We start from the raw sequence: 17,633 nt of genomic DNA on the forward strand, positions 1-17,633 counted from the left end.
CACTGCTGGGCGCGGCCCGGCCCCAGGTTGCCGGGCGAGCGCCAGGCGTAGTGCAGCCGCACCGCGCGGCCGCTGCGCTGCACGTCCTTGGCCACCAGGCGCCCGCTTTCGAGGTAGGGCCGCGCCAGCGGCTCGGGCAGGAAGCCGCCGCCGAGGCCGCGGATCTGCGCATCGAGCTTGGCCCGCATCGAACTCACCGTCAGCACGTCCTGGCCCGCCAGCAGCCCGAGCGTGAGCGGGTTGCCGCGCAGCACCGAATCGGCCACGGCCACGGCCCGGTGCTTGAGCAGTATTTCGTCGCTGATGGGTTCGGCGGCCTGCGCGAGCGGATGGTGCGGCGCCACCGCGTAAACGAAATCGAGGTCGCCCAGCAGCTCGCTGAACACGCCGGCGGTGGTGCCCGGGTCGAGCACCACGCCCAGCGCCAGGTCGGCGCGGCCGGACACCAGCGCGTCGTGCGTGCCGGCCAGCGCCTCCTCGCGCAGCCGCAGCCGGGTCGTCGGGGCGAGGGCGTAGAAAGCCTCGGCCAGTTCCATCACGGTCGAGTGCGACAGCACGCAGTCCACCGCGATCGTGAACTCGGCTTCCCAGCCGGTGGCGACCCGCCGGACCCGGTGGGCGACCGAGTCGATCTCCTGCAGCAGCTGCTGGCCGGCGCACAACAGCTCGTTGCCGGCGGCGGTGAGCCGCGCCTGGCGGGAGCTGCGGTCGAACAGCAGCACGTCCAGCGCATCCTCGATCTGGCGGATGCGGTAGGTGACGGCGCTGGGCACCAGGCCGAGCTGGCGGGCGGCGGCGGCGAAGCTGCCGTGGTCCGACACCGCCTGCAGCAGGGCCAGGGCGTCGGGGGTGAGGACGTCGCGAGCGGTGTTCATGTTCGATTTTTTTGAATGATGCCATCAAAGAACGAGGCCCCACGCGGCGTGCGGGCGGACGTACAGTGGCTCCGTTCAAAGGAATTGACCATGCTGACCGTCCGCAAGTCCCAGGACCGCGGCTATGCCGACCACGGCTGGCTGAAGTCCTTCCACAGCTTCTCGTTCGCCGGCTACTACGACCCGGAGCACATGGGCTTCGGCAACCTGCGGGTGATCAACGAAGACCGCATCGCCCCGGGCACCGGCTTCGGCACCCACGGCCACCGCGACATGGAGATCATCAGCTACGTGCTCGAGGGCAACCTCGCGCACATGGACAGCATGGGCAACGTCAAGGGCATCCCGCCGGGCGACGTGCAGCGCATGAGCGCCGGGACCGGCGTGATGCACAGCGAGTTCAACCATGCGCCGCAGCAGGTCACGCATTTCCTGCAGATCTGGATCGAGCCCAGCGTCACCGGCATCGAGCCGAGCTACGAGCAGAAGACCTTTCCGGAGGCCGACAAGCGCGGCCGGCTGCGGCTGGTCGCCTCGCCCGACGCGGCCGAGGGCTCCGTGAAGATCCATGCTGACGCGCGCGTGCGGGCCGGCCTGTTCGACGGCGACGAAGCGGCAGAACTGGCCCTCGCGGCCGGTCGCAAGGGCTACGTGCACGTGGTGCGCGGCGAGATCGAGGCCAACGGCCACCCGCTCCGGGCGGGCGATGCGCTCATGCTGGACGGGGAGCCGTCCGTGCAGCTGCGCCATGGCCGCCAGGCCGAGGTGCTGGTCTTCGACCTCGCGCCGTAAGGGATTGCCGGAGGCAGCCATGACGCTGCCTTCCATCAAGAAACTGGGATGCGGCGGCGCCGTACCCCAGCCTGTCGTGGGCGGGTTGCCCACTCGTTCAACCTGCATGAAAGGAAATCATCATGGCCACCATGACCCATGACGGGCGCAGCGCCGCCCTCGTCCAGAACCCCGTCTACGACAGCGCCGCGCTGCTGGGGCGCATCCTGCTGGCCTGGATGTTCGTGCCGGCCGGCTGGGGCAAGATCGGCGGCTTCGGCGGGACGGTGAGCTATGCCACCTCGGCGGGCCTGCCGCTGCCGGAAATCGGTGTTGCCATCGCCTTGGTCATCGAACTGATCGGCGGCCTGATGCTGCTGGTGGGTTTCGGCACCCGCTGGGCCGCACTGGCGCTGGCGATCTTCACCGCCGTCGCGGCCTTCTTCTTCCACAATTACTGGGCGCTGCCGGCAGACCAGCAGATGATGCAGCAGCTCATGTTCGGCAAGAACATGGCCATCACCGGCGGCCTGCTGGCGTTCTTCGCCTTCGGCCCGGGGCGCTTCAGCTTCGAAGGGCGCCGCCGCGACTGACCGGCATCGGCCGCTGCGGGAACGACAAGGAGACCCATGCCCGAGATCGTGGTCATCTATCACTCCGGCTACGGCCACACCCAGCGGCAGGCGAAAGCCGTGGCCGATGGGGCGCAAGCCCGGCTGATCGCGATCGATGCCGACGGCAACCTGCCCGAGGGGGCGTGGGAGGAACTACAGGCGGCCGATGCCATCGTGTTCGGCTCGCCCACCTACATGGGCGGGCCGAGCTGGCAGTTCAAGAAGTTCGCCGACGCCACGTCCAAGGCCTGGTTCGCCTCGGCCTGGCGCGACAAGCTGTTCGCGGGCTTCACCAACAGCGCCAGCGTGATCGGCGACAAGACCGCCACGCTGAACTACTTCATGACGCTGGCCATGCAGCACGGCGGCGTCTGGGTCGGCACGGGCATGCAGCCGGCCAACACCAAGGCGGCCCGGCGCGAGGACCTGAACTGGGCCGGCGTGTGGAGCGGCGCCACGTCCGTGTCGCCGATGGATGCGTCGGCAGCCGAGATGAGCGAGGGCGACCTGAACTTCGCATTCGCCTTCGGCCAGCGGGTCGCCGAGGTGGCCCGGCGCTGGGCAGCAGGAGCCAAGTGATGGACGACCACCCGTTACCGATGACGATCGCCGGCCGCGAACACGACCTGGGGGGCGGCTTCAAGGTGCGCCGGCTGCTGCCGGACTTCCGCCGGCGCAGCGTCGGGCCCTTCGTCTTCTTCGACCATTTCGGCCCGGTCACCGTGCAGCCGGGCGAGGACCACGACGTGCGGCCGCATCCGCACATCGGGCTGGCCACGGTCACCTACCTGTTCGAGGGCGCGATGATGCATCGCGACAGCCTGGGCAGCGTGCAACTGATCGAACCGGGCGCCGTCAACTGGATGACCGCCGGCCGCGGCATCGTGCATTCCGAGCGCAAGCCCGGACACCTGCAGCAGCAGGCCTTCGTCAACCACGGCCTGCAGCTCTGGGTCGGCCTGCCGGCGGACCAGGAGGAGTCGGCGCCCGCGTTCACGCATACGCCGGCCGGCGCGATCCCGCAGGCCGAGATCGGCCCGGCCCGCGTGCGCGTGCTGGTGGGCGAGGGCTTCGGCCAACGCTCGCCGGTGGCGGCGCTGTCGCCCACGCTCTATCTCGACATCGACCTGCCGGCCGGCGGCACGTTCGAACTGCCGCCGCTGGCCGCCGAACTGGCGGTCTACCCGATCGAAGGCGCGCTGCGCGTGGACGGCGAACCGATGGCGCCGCACGCGCTGCTCGTCCTCCAACCGGGGCGCGCGGTGCGGGTCGAGGCGGCCGGCCCGGCGCGGCTGGTCGCGATCGGCGGCGAGCCGCTGGGGCACCGGTTCATGTACTGGAACTTCGTGTCCAGCCGCCGGGAGCGCATCCTGCAGGCCAGCGACGACTGGGCCGCGCAGCGCTTCGCCCCCGTGCCCGGCGAGACCGAATTCATCCCGTTGCCGACTACGCGGTTCGCGCCGGCGGAGCCGATGTCGTAGGAGGCCCTTTCCTACAATCGGCGCATGTTCGTCCACCTGCGCCTGCACACCGAATTCTCCGTCGTCGACGGCACCAACCGCATCGACGACATCGTCAAGGCCGCAGCGGCCGACGGGCAGCCGGCGCTGGCCATCACCGACCTGAACAACCTGTTCGGGGCGATCAAGTTCTACAAGGCCGCGCGCGGCGCCGGCGTCAAGCCGCTGGTGGGTGCCGAGCTGTTCGTGCAGGGGCTGTCCAGCGATGCCAGCGCGCTGTCGCGGCTGCTGGTGCTGGTGCAGAACCGCGCCGGCTACCTGAACCTGTGCGAGCTGCTGGCGCGCGCCTGGACGCAGAACGTGGTGCGCGCGCAGGGCGTGTGCAGGCTGGAGTGGCTGCGCGAGCTGGGCGAGGGCCTGATCGTGCTGTCGGGCGCACAGGCCGGGCCGGTGGGCCAGGCACTGGTGCAGGGCGACACCGACCGCGCCAGCCAGGCGGCGCTGGAGCTGGCCTCGATCTTCCCGCACCGCTTCTACCTGGAACTGCAGCGCGCCGGCCGCGCCGACGACGAGGCGCAGGTGGCCGCCGCGGTGCAACTGGCCGCCAACCTGCACCTGCCGGTGGTCGCCACCCACCCGGTGCAGTTCACCGAGCCCGACGACTATGAGGCGCACGAGGCGCGCGTGTGCATCGCCGAGGGCGAGATCCTGGCCAACCCGCGGCGCGTGCGCAAGTTCACGCGCGAGCAGTATTTCAAGGGCGCCGAAGCGATGGAGGCGCTGTTCGCCGACGTGCCCTCGGCCGTCGCCAACACCCTGGAGATCGCCCGCCGCTGCAACCTGGTGCTGGAACTGGGCAAGCCGCGGCTGCCGAACTTCCCGACGCCCGGCAACATGCCGATCGAGGAGTACTTCCGGATCGCCTCGCACGAGGGCCTGAAGGATCGGCTGCAGCAGCTGTACCCGGACCCGGCGCGCCGCGAGCAGGAGACCCCGCGCTACGTCGAGCGGCTGGAGTTCGAGATCGGCACCATCCTGAAGATGGGGTTCCCCGGCTACTTCCTGATCGTGGGCGACTTCATCAACTGGGCCAAGAACAACGGCTGCCCGGTGGGCCCCGGCCGCGGCTCGGGCGCCGGTTCGCTCGTGGCCTACGCGCTCAAGATCACCGACCTGGACCCGCTGCAGTACAAGCTGCTGTTCGAGCGCTTCCTCAACCCCGAGCGGGTGTCCATGCCCGACTTCGACATCGACTTCTGCCAGAGCAACCGCGACCGCGTCATCGAGTACGTCAAGGACAAGTACGGGCGCGAGGCGGTCAGCCAGATCGCCACCTTCGGCACCATGGCCGCCCGCGCGGCCATCCGCGACGTCGGCCGGGTGCTGGACATGAGCTACACCTTCTGCGACGGCATCAGCAAGCTGATCCCGAACAAGCCGGGCATGTCGGTGACGCTGCAGTACCCGCCGGAGCCCAAGCGCGAGGGCGACAAGAACAACTACGCCATCGAGATGGAGCCGCTGCTGGCCGAGCGCATCCGCAAGGAGGAAGACGTGCGCACGCTGGTGGAACTGGCGCAGAAGCTCGAGGGCATGACGCGCAACATCGGCATGCACGCCGGCGGCGTGCTGATCGCGCCGGGCAAGCTGACCGATTTCACGCCGCTGTACCAGCAGCCCGGCAGCGAATCGGCGGTCAGCCAGTACGACAAGGACGACGTCGAGGCCGCCGGCCTGGTGAAGTTCGACTTCCTGGGGCTGGCCACGCTGACCATCCTGGAGATCGCCAAGGAGTTCATCCGGGCGCGGCACAAGGGGCAGGAGGACTTCGCGTTCGAGAAGGTGCCGCTGGACGACGCGGCCACCTACCGGCTGTTCGCCGACGGCAAGACCGAGGCGGTGTTCCAGTTCGAATCGCGCGGCATGCAGGGCATGCTGCGCGATGCCCGGCCGACCCGGCTGGAGGACCTGATCGCCCTGAACGCGTTGTACCGGCCGGGCCCGATGGACCTGATCCCCAGCTTCGTGGCGCGCAAGCACGGCCGCGAGGACGTCCAGTACCCGCACCCGCTGGTGGCCGACATGCTCTCCGAGACCTACGGGATCATGGTCTACCAGGAGCAGGTGATGCAGACGGCGCAGATCCTGGGCGGCTACACGCTGGGCGGCGCCGACCTGCTGCGCCGCGCCATGGGCAAGAAGAAGGCCGAGGAGATGGCGCAGCACCGCGAGATCTTCCGCGCCGGCGCCGCCAGGAACGGCATCTCGCAGGACAAGGCCGACGAGATCTTCGACCTGATGGAGAAGTTCGCCGGCTACGGCTTCAACAAGTCGCACGCCGCCGCCTACTCGCTGCTCGCCTACCACACCGGCTGGCTGAAGGTGCACTACACGGCGGAGTTCTTCTGCGCCAACATGACCGTGGAAATGGACAACACCGACAAGCTCAAGGTGCTGTTCGAGGACGCGGTGAAGAACTTCGGTCTCACCTTCGAGCCGCCCGACGTGAACCGCGGCAACTACCGCTTCGAGCCGATCTCGGACAAGGTGATCCGCTATGGCCTGGGCGCCGTCAAGGGGACCGGCCAGCACGCGATCGAGGCCATCGTGCGGGCGCGCGAGGAGGGCGGGCCGTTCAGGAGCCTGTACGACTTCTGCGTGCGGGTCGACCGCACGCGCATCAACAAGCGTACGGTGGAAGCGCTCATCAAGGCCGGGGCGTTCGATTCCCTGCAACTGAACCGCGCGACGCTGGTCGCGTCGATCGACCGTGCCTTCGAGTTCGCCGCGGCCACCGAGGCCAATGCCAACCAGGGTGGCCTGTTCGACATGGGCGACGGGTACGGCGCCAGCACCGAGGAGCCGGACCTGGTCGAGGCCACGCCCTGGGGCGTGCGCGAACGGCTGTCGCTCGAGAAGACGGCGATCGGCTTCTACTTCTCGGGCCACCTGTTCGACGAGGTCGCGCTGGAAGTGCGGCGCTTCGCCCGCACGCCGATCGGCGACCTGATCGACAGCCGCGAGCCGCAGCTGCTGGCCGGCATCGTCAGCGACCTGCGGGTGATCAACGGCCAGCGCGGGAAGCTGGCGCTGTTCAAGCTCGACGACAAGAGCGGCACGATCGAGGCGACCGCCGACGAAGGCGTGATCAACGCCAGCCGCGGCCTGCTCAAGGACGACGAGCTGGTGATCGTGCAGGCCCGGCTGCAGCCGGACCGCTTCTCCGGCGGCTTTCGCCTGTCGGTGCAGCAGGTCTGGGACCTGCCGGCGGCGCGCTGCCGCTTCGGCAAGTTCGTGCGCGTGCAGGTGGACCGCCGGAACGGCACGGCGCCGCCGCAGGTGGAGCGGCTGCTGGCGCAGTTCCCGCCGCACAAGGAAGTGACGGAAGAGGGCGACACCCTGCACCGCGGCCTGGGGCTGCGGCTGTCGCTGGTCTATCCCGGCTTCACCGCCGAGGACAAGGTCCGGCTGGACGACCGCAAGTTCTTCCCCAGCGACGCCGCCCTGGCCAGCCTGGTCGCGCAGGCGGACGAGGGCAAGGCGCAGGTGGTGTACGAGTAGGCCGCGTCCGCTGGACGAGGCCCGGTTTTTCGCCCTCCCCCTGGGGAGGGCGGATGTCCGATCAATCCTTGGGCCGGAACACCAGTTCCATGGGCGTGATCACGCGGCCGTCGACGTCGCGCGGCAGCACCTCGGTGCGGTCCAGGGCGCGCAGCACGGCCTCGTCCCAGGACTTCTCGCCGCTGGCCTTGACGATGCGTTTGCCGACGATGGTGCCGTCGGGCGCCAGCCGCACTTCGACCACGGCCGTCGGATTGCCCGGCACATCGTCGGTGAACACGATGTTCGGCTTCACCCGGGCCCGGATGCGGCCCGCGTAGCTGCTCGACGGCCCGGCGCTGCGCTGGGCCGTCCCGGTCGCGTCGCGCGGACCGGTGGCGCCGGCCAGGCCCTGGATACGCTCCATGTTCTCCTTGCGCAGCTTGGCCAGCCGCTCCTCTTCCAGCTTGGCGCGGGCCTTGGCCTGTTCTTCCTTGCGCTTCTCCTCGGCCTCGCGCTTGCGCTTCTCGGCCAGCTGGCGCTCCTGCTCCTGCTTGCGGGCCTCCTGCTTGCGCCGTTCCTCGGCCTCTCGCTTCTCGGCCGCCAGCTTCTCCGCCTCGCGCTTCTCGGCCGCGAGCTGGCGCTGGCGCTCGGCCTCGGCCTCCTGCTTCGCCTTTTCGCGCTCCTGCCGTTCCTTTTCCTGCTGCAAGGCGATGTCGGCCTCGCGCGGCGCCGGCGCGGGAGCCGGTGCCGGCGGGGGCGGAGCGGGTTGCGGCGGAGGTGGGGCCGGCGGTGCTTCCACCGGCTTGGGCGCGGCCTGCTGCGGCGTGCTGGCCCACAGCTCGGCCTCGACCGCGAGGGTCCGGTCGTCGTGCTTCCACTGCACGCCCCAGCTGAGCGCCAGCACCAGCACCACGTGCGCCAGCACCGCCAGCGCCACCGGGCGCAGCATGCGGTCGTCCTGCGGCGGCGTGAACTCGGGGCCTTCGGTGGTCGTCGCCTGCATCGTCCTAACGCACCATCTGCACGGACAGGCCCACGCGCTGGACCCCGGCGCGCTGCAGGGTGTCCATCACGAGGACCACGGTTTCGTACTTCACGCTGCGGTCGGCGCTGATCACCACGGCGACCGAACCCTGGGGCTGCCCGGCCTGCGCGGCCACCACGGACGCGGCCAGCTCCGCCAGCGAGAGCGCGCGCGACTGGTCGCCCGACTTGAGCACCAGCTTCTCGTCCTTGCCGACCACCACTTCCAGCTTGCGGTCCGGGCTGCGGTTGGCCTTGCCCACGGTGGGCAGGTCGATCACGCTGGGCGTGATCAGCGGCGCCGTGACCATGAAGATGATCAGCAGCACCAGCATGACGTCGATGAACGGGACCATGTTGATCTCGTTGATCGTGCGGCGGCCCCGGCCGCGGCTCACGACACCGGGCATCAGTGCGCGGCCGCCGCGGCGGCACCCAGGTTGCGTTGCAGGATGTTGGAGAACTCCTCGATGAAGGTCTCCAGCCGGATCGCCACCCGGTCGATGTCGCGGGCGAAGCGGTTGTAGGCCACCACGGCCGGGATCGCGGCGAACAGGCCGATGGCCGTGGCCACCAGCGCCTCGGCGATGCCGGGGGCCACGGTGGCCAGCGTCACCTGCTGCAGGCTGGCCAGCCCGGTGAACGCATGCATGATCCCCCACACGGTGCCGAACAGGCCGACGTAGGGCGAGACCGAGCCGACCGATGCCAGGAAGGACAGGTGCGATTCGACCGCATCGACCTCGCGCTGGAAGCTGGCCCGCATGGCGCGCCGCGCGCCGTCGAGCACCGTGCCGGGGTCCTGGATGCGGCGCTCGCGCAGCTTCTGGTATTCGCGCATGCCGCTGGCGAAGATGCGCTCCATCGGCCCGGCGCGGCGCGCGTTCTGGGCGGCGTTGGCGAACAGCTCGTTGAGGCTGGTGCCGGACCAGAAGTCGCGCTCGAAGTCCTCGTTGAGCGTCTTGACCCGGCGCAGGGAGAACAGCTTGCCGAAGATGGCCGCCCAGCTCGCCACGGACACCACCACGAGCAGCAGCATCACGAGCTGGACGACCCAGCTGGCTCCCAGCACCAGTTGCAGGATCGAAAGGTCTTGATTCATTGTGTATTCAGTGCGTCCAGGATCACCGCCGGGATTCTGGCAGGCCGAAGCGTGGCTGCGTCAACCCAGCCGATGCGGATGGTTCCTTCGGCGAGCAGCCCGCCGCGGTGTTGAAGAGCTTGCTGGCGCAGGGTCATGGAGGCGCGGCCTGCTTCTGAGAGCTCGGCCGTGACGCGAAGTTCATCGTCCAGCCGCGCCGGGCGCAGGTAGCGCACCGCCGTTCCCGAGACGATGAACATCCCGCCGGTCTGCTCGCGCAGGCGGGCCTGCTCGATGCCCAGCGAGCGCAGCCACTCGGTGCGGGCGCGCTCGAAGAACTTCAGGTAGTTGGCGTAGAAGACGATGCCGCCGGCGTCGGTGTCTTCCCAATAGACGCGGATCGGCCAGGTGAACGGTACCGCCATCAGGGCGCCATCTCCCGCAAGCGCTGCGCCGCCTCCTGCAGGTGCTCCATGCTGCTGGCGGTGGAGAAGCGGATGAAGCGCTGCGTGCCGGCGCTGCCGAAATCGCGCCCCGGCGTGACGGCCACATGGGCGCGTTCCATGATCCGGAACGCCAGGTCCCAGCTGCCGGATACGCCCAGCGCCCGGCACCAGGCGGAGCAATCGGCCCAGGCGTAGAAGGCGCCGTCCGGCACCACCGGCACCGTGAGCCCGAGGTCATCCAGCGCCGGGATGAACCAGTCGCGACGGGCCTTGAACTCCGCCCGCCGGCGTTCGTATTCCGCGATGCTGTCCGGCTCGAAGCAGGCCAGTGCCGCGTGCTGCGCCACCGTGCTGGGGCAGATGAACAGGTTCTGCGCCAGCCGCTCGAGCACCGGCACCAGCTCCTGCGGCGCGACCAGCCAGCCAAGGCGCCAGCCGGTCATGTTGAAGTACTTGGAGAAGCTGTTGACGCTGACCACGTCCTCGCCCAGCGCCAGCGCCGAGTGGCCGAAGCGCTCCTCGTAGCTCAGGCCCAGGTAGATCTCGTCGACCAGCGTGATGCCGCCGCGCGAGCGCACCACGTCGTGGATGCGGCGCAGCTCATCCCGTTCGATGGAGGTGCCGGTCGGGTTGGACGGCGAGGCCAGCAGCACGCCGCGGGTGTGCTCGTTCCAGTTCGCCTCCACCGCGGCGGCCGAGAGCTGGAAGCGCTCGGCGGCCGTGGTCGGCACCAGCACCGCCTCGCCCTCCGCGGCGCTGACGAAGTGCCGGTTGCAGGGGTAGCTGGGGTCCGGCATCAGCACCTGGTCGCCGGCCTCGATCAGGGCCAGGCAGGCCAGCTGCAGGGCGGCCGAGGCGCCGGCCGTGACCACGATGCGCGAGGGCGGCACGTCCAGCCCGAAGCGCTGGTGGTACCAGCCGCTGATGCGCTCGCGCAGCTTGTCCAGGCCGGTCGCATGCGTGTACTGGGTGGCCCCGGCGCGGATCGCCCGCTGCGCGGCCTCCTGCACCAGCGGCGGCGCGGTGAAGTCGGGCTCGCCGATGTTGAGGAACACCATGGGCCGGTCGCTGCGCGCGACTTCGCGCGCCATCTGCGAGGCGGCCTTGGCCACCTCCATCACGTAGAAGGGCTCGATGCGCTCGGCGCGGCGCGCGATGCGGATGCTCACGGGCGCGCCTTCCCGCTGGCGCGGTCGTGCTCGACCTCGGTGGCGCGCAGGGTGGGCGCCAGTCCGTTGAGCACCGCGTTCACGTACTTGTGGCCGTCGGTGCCGCCGAACTCCTTGGCCAGCTCGATGCACTCGTTGATCACCACGCGCCAGGGCACATCCACCGCATGCTGGAACTCCCAGGTGCCGATCCACATCACCGCGTGCTCGATCGGCGAGATCTCGGCCAGCTTGCGGTCCAGCAGGGGTTCGATCAGCGCGTCCAGCGCCGGCGCCTGCTCGATGCAGCCGTGCAGCAGCGCGTCGTAGTGCACCGAGTCGGCCTTGTGGAAGCCCGCCAGCCCGCGCGTGAACTGGTCGACCGAGGCGGCGTCGTTGCGGCCGACCAGGTGCTGGTACAGCGCCTGCAGCGCGAACTCGCGGGCGCGGCTGCGCGTCGACTTGGCCGATGCCTTGCGTGCGCCGGTGGCGGTGCGGGCGGGGGCCTTGCGTTCACCGGCCATCAGATCGCGTCCAGCAGGTTGGCCATCTCCACCGCCACCCGGGCGGCGTCTATGCCCTTCTCGGTCTGGCGCGCCACGGCCTGCTCGAGGTTCTCGGTGGTGAGGACGGCATTGGCGACCGGCAGCTGGTAGTCCAGCGCCACGCGGCTCACGCCGGCGGCCGATTCGTTGGCCACCAGCTCGAAGTGGTAGGTCTCGCCGCGGATCACGCAACCCAGCGCGACCAGCGCGTCGTAGCGGCCCTTCTCGGCCAACGCCTGCAGCGCGACCGGGACCTCGAGGGCGCCCGGCACGAAGAAGTGGTCGATGTCGCCGGGCTCCACGCCCAGCCGGCCCAGCTCGCCCTTGCAGGCCTCGGCCAGGGCGTTGGTGATGCTCTCGTTGAAGCGGGCCTGCACGATGCCTATGCACAGGCCCTTGCCGTCCAGCCGGTCGGCCTTGCCTTTGTCAGCGCCAAACATGAAGGGTCCTTATCGGGGTTCCGGGGCCAGGTGCCCGGTGATTTCGAGTCCGTAGCCGGCCATGCTGGGCAGGCGGCGCGGCTTGCCCAGCAGCGTCATGCGCTGCACGCCGCAATCGCGCAGGATCTGGGCGCCGATGCCGTAGGTGCGCAGGTCCATGCGGCCGCCGCGCTCGGGCGCCTGCGCCGAGCGCGCCGTGCCTTCGAACTGCGCCAGCAGCTGCTCGGCCGATTCGCCGCAGTTGAGCAGCACGGCCACGCCCTTGCCGGCGCGCGCGATGTGCTGCAGGCTGGCGTCCAGGCTCCAGGAGTGCATGGCGCGCCCGGTTTCCAGCGCGTCCAGCACCGACAGCGGCTCGTGCACCCGCACCGGGATCGCTTCCTCGGGCGACCACTCGCCGAGCACCAGCGCCAGGTGCAGGCCCTGGCTGGGCAGGTCCTGCCAGGCATGGGCGACGAAGCGGCCCCAGGCCGTCTGCAGCGGCCGCGAGCCGACCCGGCGCACCAGCGATTCGGTGCGGCTGCGGTGTTCGATCAGGTCGGCGATGGTGCCGATCTTCAGCCCGTGCTCGGCGGCGAACAGCTGCAGGTCGGGCAGGCGCGCCATGGTGCCGTCGTCCTTCATGATCTCGCAGATCACGGCGGCGGGCGTCAGGCCGGCCATGCCGGCGAGGTCGCAGCCCGCCTCGGTGTGGCCGGCTCGCATGAGCACGCCGCCGTCCACCGCCTGCAGCGGGAAGATGTGGCCCGGCTGCACCAGGTGCTCGGGGAGGGCATCGCGCGCGACGGCCGCCTGCACGGTGCGGGCGCGGTCGGCGGCGGAAATGCCGGTGGTCACGCCCTCGGCCGCCTCGATCGAGACGGTGAAGGCCGTGCCCATCTTGGTGCCGTTGCGCGCCACCATGGGCGGCAGGCGCAGGCGCTCGCAGCGCTCCCGCGTGAGGGTCAGGCAGACCAGCCCGCGGCCGTAGCGGGCCATGAAGTTGACCGCCTCGGGCGTGACGTGGTCGGCGGCCAGGACCAGGTCGCCCTCGTTCTCGCGGTCCTCCTCGTCGACCAGGATGACCATGCGGCCGGCCTTGAGTTCGGCGACGATCTCCTCGACCGGTGCAATCGCGGCACTGGTTGTCATGCGGGCACCTTCTGCGCCTGCGCGCCGGCGCCCAGCATGCGTTCGACGTAGCGGGCGATCAGGTCGATCTCGAGGTTGACGCGGCTGCCGGGTCGCAGCGCATGCAAGGCGGTGTTCTGCACGGTGTGGGGAATGAGGTTGATGCTGAGTTCGCAGCCCTGTTCGCCGTCCTGCACCGAATTGACGGTGAGGCTGACGCCGTTGACGGCCACCGAACCCTTGTAGGCCAGGTACTTGCCGAGCCCGGCGGGCGCGAGGATGCGCAGTTCATGGCTTTCGCCGACCGGCTCGAACCGGGTGACCGAACCGATGCCGTCCACGTGGCCCGACACGATATGCCCGCCGAGGCGGTCGTGCGCGCGCAGGGCCTTTTCCAGGTTGACGGGGCCGGCCTGGTCCAGGCCGCTGGTCTTGTCCAGCGACTCGGCCGAGACGTCGACGGTGAAGGCCCGGCGGTCGGCGGCCAGGGTGGTGACGGTCATGCAGGCGCCGTTGAGGGCGATGCTGTCGCCGGCCGACACGTCCTCCAGGTAGCCGGCGGGCGCCTCGACGGTGATGCGCTTGCCGTGCTCCGGGCTGGCGCCGAGGTCGTGGACGGCGGCGATGCGCCCCACGCCGGTGATGATTCCGGTGAACATCCCGGCATTTTCGCAGGGAATGGATCAGGCCCTGTCGCGCCCGGTCACTCGCGCCAGCACCCGCAGGTCGGCCCCGATCCGCTCCACCGAGGTGAACTGCAGCGGCAGCGCGTCCGACAGCTCCCCCAGGGGCCCCAGGTTCGCCATCGGCTGGCCCGCACCGATCAGCCTGGGCGCCAGGTAGACCAGCAGCTCGTCCACCAGGCCTTCGCGCAGCAGCGAGCCATTGAGCTTGTGCCCGGCCTCGACGTGCAGCTCGTTCACCTCGCGCGCCGCCAGGTCCCGCAGCATGGCGGCCAGGTCGACCTTGCCGCCGGGCCCCGGGCGCGAGATCACCTCGGCGCCACGCTCCTGCAGCTCCAGCCAGCGCGGGGAGGGCGGCTGGGCGGTGTAGATCCAGAGCTTGCGCGAGGGGCCGAACAGGCGCGCCGTGAGCGGCACCTCCAGCCGGCTGTCCACCAGCGCCAGCGCCGGCTGGCGGGTCGTGGGCGCCAGCCGCACGTCCAGCAGCGGGTCGTCCTGCAGCACCGTGCCGATGCCGGTGAGCACCGCGCCGGCACGGGCCCGCCAGGCGTGGCCGTCGGCGCGCGCCGCCTGCGCCGTGATCCACTGGCTGCGGCCGTCCTCCAGCGCGGTGCGGCCGTCCAGCGAGGCCGCCACCTTCAGCCGCACCCAGGGCACGCCGTGCTGCATGCGATGGAAGAAGCCGGGGTTCAGCTCGCGGCTCTGCTCGGCCCCCGGGCCCACTTCCACCTGGATGCCGGCGGCGCGCAGGCGCTCCAGGCCCTGGCCGCCGACCTGGGGGTTCGGATCCACCACCGACGCGACGACCCGGGCGATGCCGGACGCGATCAGGGCGTCGCAGCAGGGGCCGGTGCGGCCGTGGTGCGAGCAGGGCTCCAGCGTCACGTAGGCCGTCGCGCCCCGGACATCGCGACCGGCCGCTGCCGCGTCGCGCAAGGCCACGATCTCGGCGTGCGGGCCACCGGCCTCCCGGGTATGGCCTTGGCCCAGGATCGAGCCGTCGGGCGCCACCAGCACGCAACCGACGCGCGGATTGGGCTCGGACAGGCCCACCGAGCGGTGGGCCAGGGCCAGCGCTTGCTGCATCGGGTCGGTGGGTGCCATGCCCGGATTGTCGGCCACGCCGGCCGGCCCCCGGTCGCGGTGGCGCCGACGGCGAGCCACTTGGCTGGTGTCATTGACCGACTGTCGGGTTGCGGGTGGCAGGGGAGGGGTGCCGCGCTATGTTCCTGCCTGCCCGAAAGCTGTGAGCGGAGGAGAGCGGCCCATGACCAAGAAGAAAGCCCGCGGTTTCACCCTGATCGAACTGATGATCACCGTGGCGATCATCGCCATCCTCGCGGCCGTCGCCTACCCCGCCTACACCGAGCACACTCGCAAGGGTGCCCGCCGGGCGGCCCAGGCGCAGATGATGGAGATCGCCAATCGGCAGCAGCAATACCTGCTGGCCAACCGGGCCTATGCGACCAGCGCTTCCGACCTGGGCTACAGCTTGCCATCGGAGGTGTCCGGCAGGTACACCCTCTCGATCGACACCAACACCACGGTGTCGCCGGCCACCTCGGTGCCGGCGTTCACCCTCACCCTGGCGCCCATCAGCGGCGGCGCCCAGGCCCCGGATGGCTCACTGACGCTCAACAGCAACGGCGAGAAGGCGCCTGTAGACAAGTGGTGAAGCGCCGCGCCCCGCTGCGCCGCGAGCGCGGCGCCACCCTGATCGAGGTCCTGGTGACCATGGTCATCATCGCCTTCGGCCTGCTCGGCATGGCCGGCCTGCAGGTTCGCATGCAGGTGTCGGAACTGGAGTCCTACCAGCGCAGCCAGGCGCTGATGCTGCTGGGCGACATGGCCAACCGGCTGGCCGCCAACCGCAACCATGCGTCGTCCTACGTCACGACCACGGGCACCGGCGCCACCTGCCCCACGAGCACGTCCACCACGGCCGACATCGACATCGGCGAGTGGTGCAGGGCCCTGCAGGGTGACAACGTGAAGAAGGGCGGCGCCAGCGTGGGCGCCATGGTCGGCGCACGCGGCTGCGTGGCCCAGTTGAGCAGCAGCGAATACATGGTGACGGTCGCGTGGCAGGGGATGGCCCCGATCAGCGCACCGCCGGCGTCGGTGACCTGCGGCGCCAACCAGTACGACGGTGCGCAATGCAGCGGCGACAAGTGCCGCCGCGTGGTCACCACGCTGGTGCGGATCGCCACGCTATGACGCCGCGCAGCCTTCGCCAGGCGGGCTTCACGCTCGTCGAGCTCATGGTCGGCATGGCGCTCGGCCTGTTCATCCTGATCGCCCTGCTGGCCCTGCTGGCCAACGTGAGCCGCGGCAACAGCGAGCTGTCCAAGAGCAACCGTATGATCGAGAACGGGCGGCTCAGCATGATGCTGCTGCAGGGCGACATCGCGCACGCGGGGTTCTGGGGCGGCTACCTGCCGCAGTTCGACGACCTGACCTCCTCCGCCGCGCCGGCGGCCGCGAACCTGGGCGGCGAGGTGCCGACCGCGGTGCCGGACCCGTGCAGCCCAGACTGGAGCAGTGCCGAGTACGTGGCCAATGTGGTGGGCGTGCCGATTGCTTCCTACGAGGTGCCGGGCGCCTTCAGCCGTACCACTGCGGGCACTGCGCCGGTGTGCGGTAGTCCCGTCGCGATCGTCAAGAATCCGGTGCCCGCGACCGACGTGCTGGTGGTGCGGCACGCCGAGCCCTGCGCGGCCGGCGACGGCACCGAGGAGTGCGCGGCGATCCCGAATCCGTCGGGCGAGATCTATTTCCAGGCCTCGCGCTGCTCGACCGACCCCGCCCGCTACATGATGCAGACGGCGCCGACCGGCACCGCCACCTTCACGCTGACCCAGCGCGACACCGTCACGGGCACCGCCTGCGCGGCCCAGGCGCCGGTCTACAAGTACGCCTCCACGATCTACTACGTCAAGCTGGTGGGCGGCACGCCCACGCTGATGATGTCCAGGATCAACGGCGGCACGCAGGGAACGGCGCAAGCCCTGATCGAGAACGTGGAAGCCTTCGTCGTCGAGTTCGGCCTCGACACGGTCAGCGACAGCGGCGCCGCGGTCGACTTCACGGCCGCGGTCAACTGGGCCGGCACCGGCTTCACTTCCCCCACCAACCGGGGCGACGGCAATCCCGATACCTACGTGCGCTGCACCAGTGCGACGCCCTGCACGCCGGCGCAACTGATGAACGCCGTGACGGCCAAGCTGTACGTGCTGGTGCGCAGCGACGAGCCCACGTCCGGCCACACCGACGGCAACACCTACGTGTTGGGAACGTCCGGCGACAAGCTGTCGCTGGGCGCCGCCAACGACGGTTACCGGCGCCAGCTGTTCACGCAGACGATCCGGCTGACCAACGTCTCGGGACGGAGGGAGACGCCATGAAGCGCGCCCTGACGTCGCAGCGCGGCGCGACGCTGGTCGTCGCTCTCATCATGCTGGCCATCATCACCCTGGTGGTGATCGGCGGCTTCACCTTGAGCAACTCCAACCTGAAGGCGGTCGGCAACATGCAGGTGCGGGAGGAGGCGGTCGCTGCCGGCAACCGGGCGGCCGAACTGGTGATGGGCTCGGCCTTCACCGCGGCACCGACCGCGCAGGAGGTCGACGTCGACATCGACAGCGACGGCAACAAGGACTACACGGTGAACGTGGCGGCACCGACCTGCGTAAAGGCGGCCATCGCTTCCAGTGGCGCCCCGAGCTCCATCGGCTTGTCCATGGGCGGTGGCGCCGCCACCACCTGGCACACGGACTGGGACATCGATGCCACCGTCAACGACGCGGCCACGGGCTCCAGGGTGCGCGTGCGCCAAGGCGTGCGCGTGCTGCTGACGGACGCCGAGAAGACGGCGGTGTGCCCGTGAACGAGTGG

At 70.2% G+C, this 17,633-nt stretch carries 20 protein-coding genes; 9 read left to right on the forward strand and 11 right to left on the reverse strand.

What is annotated here, in order from left to right:
* Nucleotides 1-875: LysR family transcriptional regulator (locus VEC03_RS12325; protein ID WP_324915597.1), on the reverse strand; the 875-nt coding region annotated here is incomplete at its 3' end.
* A gap of 90 nt (nucleotides 876-965) precedes the next feature.
* Between VEC03_RS12325 and VEC03_RS12330 the strand changes: the two genes are divergently transcribed.
* The 5 genes from VEC03_RS12330 (at nucleotide 966) to dnaE (ending at nucleotide 7,281) form a co-directional block, all read left to right on the forward strand.
* The gene (locus VEC03_RS12330) at nucleotides 966-1,667 is read left to right on the forward strand and encodes a pirin family protein (RefSeq protein WP_324915599.1); all 702 of its coding nucleotides are present in this window, start codon (nucleotides 966-968) and stop codon (nucleotides 1,665-1,667) included.
* Between the two features lie 122 nt (nucleotides 1,668-1,789).
* Nucleotides 1,790-2,239, forward strand: a complete 450-nt coding sequence (locus tag VEC03_RS12335; protein WP_414708491.1) for a DoxX family protein — start codon at nucleotides 1,790-1,792, stop codon at nucleotides 2,237-2,239.
* A gap of 36 nt (nucleotides 2,240-2,275) precedes the next feature.
* Nucleotides 2,276-2,839 carry a flavodoxin family protein gene (locus VEC03_RS12340; protein WP_324915601.1) on the forward strand — a complete coding sequence of 188 codons (564 nt, stop codon included), beginning with the start codon at nucleotides 2,276-2,278 and terminating at the stop codon, nucleotides 2,837-2,839.
* Nucleotides 2,839-3,741 (forward strand): pirin family protein, encoded by a 903-nt coding sequence (locus tag VEC03_RS12345; protein WP_324915603.1) that lies wholly within the window; start codon nucleotides 2,839-2,841, stop codon nucleotides 3,739-3,741. The genes VEC03_RS12340 and VEC03_RS12345 overlap by 1 nt, the downstream gene beginning before the upstream one ends.
* 24 nt (nucleotides 3,742-3,765) lie before the next feature.
* A complete protein-coding gene (gene dnaE / locus VEC03_RS12350; RefSeq protein WP_324915605.1) occupies nucleotides 3,766-7,281 on the forward strand; it encodes a DNA polymerase III subunit alpha in 3,516 nt (1,171 codons plus the stop codon).
* Nucleotides 7,282-7,342: 61 nt separating this feature from the next.
* Here the strand turns inward: dnaE and tolA are convergent, their stop codons facing one another.
* Genes tolA through ribD form a run of 10 tightly spaced genes read right to left on the reverse strand, consistent with a single transcriptional unit; the run spans nucleotide 7,343 to nucleotide 14,843 of the window.
* On the reverse strand, nucleotides 7,343-8,266 hold the full coding sequence (gene tolA, locus VEC03_RS12355) for a cell envelope integrity protein TolA (protein WP_324915607.1): 924 nt from the start codon (nucleotides 8,264-8,266) through the stop codon (nucleotides 7,343-7,345).
* Nucleotides 8,267-8,270: 4 nt separating this feature from the next.
* Nucleotides 8,271-8,696 carry a biopolymer transporter ExbD gene (locus tag VEC03_RS12360; protein WP_324915609.1) on the reverse strand — a complete coding sequence of 142 codons (426 nt, stop codon included), beginning with the start codon at nucleotides 8,694-8,696 and terminating at the stop codon, nucleotides 8,271-8,273.
* The gene (tolQ, locus tag VEC03_RS12365) at nucleotides 8,696-9,388 is read right to left on the reverse strand and encodes a protein TolQ (RefSeq protein ID WP_324915611.1); all 693 of its coding nucleotides are present in this window, start codon (nucleotides 9,386-9,388) and stop codon (nucleotides 8,696-8,698) included. Before tolQ ends, VEC03_RS12360 begins: the two co-directional genes overlap by 1 nt.
* Nucleotides 9,385-9,792 (reverse strand): tol-pal system-associated acyl-CoA thioesterase, encoded by a 408-nt coding sequence (ybgC, locus tag VEC03_RS12370; RefSeq protein ID WP_324915613.1) that lies wholly within the window; start codon nucleotides 9,790-9,792, stop codon nucleotides 9,385-9,387. The genes tolQ and ybgC overlap by 4 nt, the downstream gene beginning before the upstream one ends.
* Entirely contained in the window at nucleotides 9,792-10,976 is a 1,185-nt protein-coding gene (locus VEC03_RS12375) for a pyridoxal phosphate-dependent aminotransferase (protein ID WP_324915711.1), read from the reverse strand. The genes ybgC and VEC03_RS12375 overlap by 1 nt, the downstream gene beginning before the upstream one ends.
* A 2-nt stretch (nucleotides 10,977-10,978) precedes the next feature.
* Complete coding sequence (nusB, locus tag VEC03_RS12380; protein WP_324915615.1) at nucleotides 10,979-11,485, reverse strand: transcription antitermination factor NusB; 507 nt, start codon at nucleotides 11,483-11,485, stop codon at nucleotides 10,979-10,981.
* The gene (gene ribH / locus VEC03_RS12385; RefSeq protein WP_324915617.1) at nucleotides 11,485-11,946 is read right to left on the reverse strand and encodes a 6,7-dimethyl-8-ribityllumazine synthase; all 462 of its coding nucleotides are present in this window, start codon (nucleotides 11,944-11,946) and stop codon (nucleotides 11,485-11,487) included. The genes nusB and ribH overlap by 1 nt, the downstream gene beginning before the upstream one ends.
* A 9-nt stretch (nucleotides 11,947-11,955) precedes the next feature.
* Nucleotides 11,956-13,077, reverse strand: a complete 1,122-nt coding sequence (gene ribBA / locus VEC03_RS12390; protein WP_324915619.1) for a bifunctional 3,4-dihydroxy-2-butanone-4-phosphate synthase/GTP cyclohydrolase II — start codon at nucleotides 13,075-13,077, stop codon at nucleotides 11,956-11,958.
* The gene (locus VEC03_RS12395) at nucleotides 13,074-13,715 is read right to left on the reverse strand and encodes a riboflavin synthase (protein ID WP_324915621.1); all 642 of its coding nucleotides are present in this window, start codon (nucleotides 13,713-13,715) and stop codon (nucleotides 13,074-13,076) included. The genes ribBA and VEC03_RS12395 overlap by 4 nt, the downstream gene beginning before the upstream one ends.
* 24 nt (nucleotides 13,716-13,739) lie before the next feature.
* On the reverse strand, nucleotides 13,740-14,843 hold the full coding sequence (gene ribD, locus VEC03_RS12400; protein WP_324915623.1) for a bifunctional diaminohydroxyphosphoribosylaminopyrimidine deaminase/5-amino-6-(5-phosphoribosylamino)uracil reductase RibD: 1,104 nt from the start codon (nucleotides 14,841-14,843) through the stop codon (nucleotides 13,740-13,742).
* Between the two features lie 163 nt (nucleotides 14,844-15,006).
* Here ribD and VEC03_RS12405 point away from each other — a divergent pair, with 163 nt between their 5' ends.
* The 4 genes from VEC03_RS12405 to VEC03_RS12420 are packed head-to-tail and all read left to right on the forward strand — an operon-like array spanning nucleotide 15,007 to nucleotide 17,625.
* Nucleotides 15,007-15,414: a type IV pilin protein gene (locus VEC03_RS12405; RefSeq protein ID WP_324915625.1), complete on the forward strand. Its 408-nt coding sequence runs from the start codon at nucleotides 15,007-15,009 to the stop codon at nucleotides 15,412-15,414.
* Nucleotides 15,411-15,956: a type IV pilus modification protein PilV gene (pilV, locus tag VEC03_RS12410; protein ID WP_324915627.1), complete on the forward strand. Its 546-nt coding sequence runs from the start codon at nucleotides 15,411-15,413 to the stop codon at nucleotides 15,954-15,956. The genes VEC03_RS12405 and pilV overlap by 4 nt, the downstream gene beginning before the upstream one ends.
* Nucleotides 15,953-17,143, forward strand: coding sequence for a PilW family protein (locus VEC03_RS12415; protein ID WP_324915629.1), 1,191 nt, complete (start codon nucleotides 15,953-15,955; stop codon nucleotides 17,141-17,143). Before pilV ends, VEC03_RS12415 begins: the two co-directional genes overlap by 4 nt.
* Complete coding sequence (locus tag VEC03_RS12420; protein ID WP_324915631.1) at nucleotides 17,140-17,625, forward strand: hypothetical protein; 486 nt, start codon at nucleotides 17,140-17,142, stop codon at nucleotides 17,623-17,625. The genes VEC03_RS12415 and VEC03_RS12420 overlap by 4 nt, the downstream gene beginning before the upstream one ends.
* The last annotated feature ends 8 nt before the right edge of the window (nucleotides 17,626-17,633 follow it).

The sequence above is a fragment of the Ramlibacter sp. genome (assembly GCF_035627355.1).
Taxonomy (GTDB): domain Bacteria; phylum Pseudomonadota; class Gammaproteobacteria; order Burkholderiales; family Burkholderiaceae_C; genus Ramlibacter.